This window comes from Mesorhizobium sp. (assembly GCF_005063415.1).
In the GTDB taxonomy this organism is placed as follows: domain Bacteria; phylum Pseudomonadota; class Alphaproteobacteria; order Rhizobiales; family Rhizobiaceae; genus Mesorhizobium.
On the sequence record NZ_SUEG01000330.1, the window covers coordinates 1 to 1,357 of the forward strand.

Sequence of the window (1,357 nt, forward strand, 5' to 3'; positions counted from 1 at the left end):
ATATCGGCGTCGTCGACCGGCTGTTTTCGCGGGTCGGCGCCTCCGACGACCTGGCGCGCGGCCGCTCGACCTTCATGGTCGAGATGGTCGAGACGGCGGCGATCCTCAACCAGGCCGGCGAGCGCGCACTGGTCATCCTCGACGAGATCGGCCGCGGCACCGCCACTTTCGACGGGCTGTCGATCGCCTGGGCAGCGGTCGAATATATGCACGAGAAGAACCGCTGCCGGGCGATCTTCGCCACGCATTTCCACGAGATGACGGCGCTCGCCGGAAAACTGCCGCGGCTCTCCAACGTCACCATGCGGGTCAAGGAATGGGAGGGCGACGTGGTCTTCCTGCACGAGGTCGGCAAGGGTGCGGCCGACCGTTCCTACGGCGTCCAGGTAGCGCGGCTGGCCGGCCTGCCGGAGGCCGTCGTCGGCCGGGCCAAGGAAGTGCTGCACCAGCTCGAAGCCGGCGAGGTCTCGGGCAAGGCCAGCCGCCTGGTCGACGACCTGCCGCTGTTTTCCGTGGCGGCGAAGCGGGAAGCGTCGAAGCCGGCGAAGAGTGATGGGCTGGGCGCGGCGCTAGTGGAGATCAATCCCGACGAGATGACGCCAAGGGAGGCGCTGGAAACGCTGTACCGGCTGAAGGGGATGCTGGGGAAGTAGTCTCGGCTATTGTTCGTCTGATGGCGTTCCTTCACACCCCCCTCTGTCCTGCCGGACATCTCCCCCGCAAGGGGGGAGATCGGATGTCATCTCGGCTTTCGCCAATCACCAAGGTCGAAAAGGAGATGCCGTCGATGGAACTGCCGATCTCCCCCCTTGCGGGGGAGATGTCCGGCAGGACAGAGGGGGGTGTGACGGAATGCGACGATTGCATTGGGGGCCACTCGATGCTGCCCTCAATGCTTGATGTCCAAGGCAGCAGCCCGGCGATGGCCAGCGCCAGCGTGCTCTTGCCCGAACCGCTTTCACCGATGATGGCAAAGCGCTCGCCGGCGGTGATGTCGAAGCCGACATTCTTCAGCGCCGCCACCTCGGTGCCGTCGCGGCGATAGGTCACCGTCAGATTGCGGATCGAAGCAAGCGCCGTCACGACAGGCTCCTCCTCATCGCCGTGGTTTCGACGACGCCTTCGCCGGTGAGATACACACCGAGCACGGTCAGCACGAGTGCTGCACCTGGAATGATCGACAGGAACGGCGCCGTGCGCAGCACGGCGCGGCCTTCGGCGATCATGCCGCCCCAGGTAACCCGGTTGGGATCGCCGAGGCCGAGAAAGGACAATGCCGCTTCGGTGAGAATCGCTGCCGCGACGATCACCGACGATAAAGCCATTACTGGCGGCAATGCGTTGGGCAGCACCTCGC

The 1,357-nt window shown here is 65.4% G+C and carries 3 pseudogenes; 1 reads left to right on the top strand and 2 read right to left on the bottom strand.

The window, feature by feature from the left end:
* A pseudogene (locus E5W70_RS32370) lies at window positions 1–653 on the top strand (DNA mismatch repair protein MutS); the annotation flags it as partial.
* Between the two features lie 220 nt (window positions 654–873).
* Here the strand turns inward: E5W70_RS32370 and E5W70_RS32375 are convergent.
* Both E5W70_RS32375 and E5W70_RS32380 read right to left on the bottom strand, forming a co-directional pair.
* Window positions 874–1,083 (bottom strand): annotated as a pseudogene (locus E5W70_RS32375) (ATP-binding cassette domain-containing protein); the annotation flags it as partial.
* A pseudogene (locus E5W70_RS32380) lies at window positions 1,080–1,357 on the bottom strand (ABC transporter permease); the annotation flags it as partial. The pseudogenes E5W70_RS32380 and E5W70_RS32375, both read right to left, overlap by 4 nt.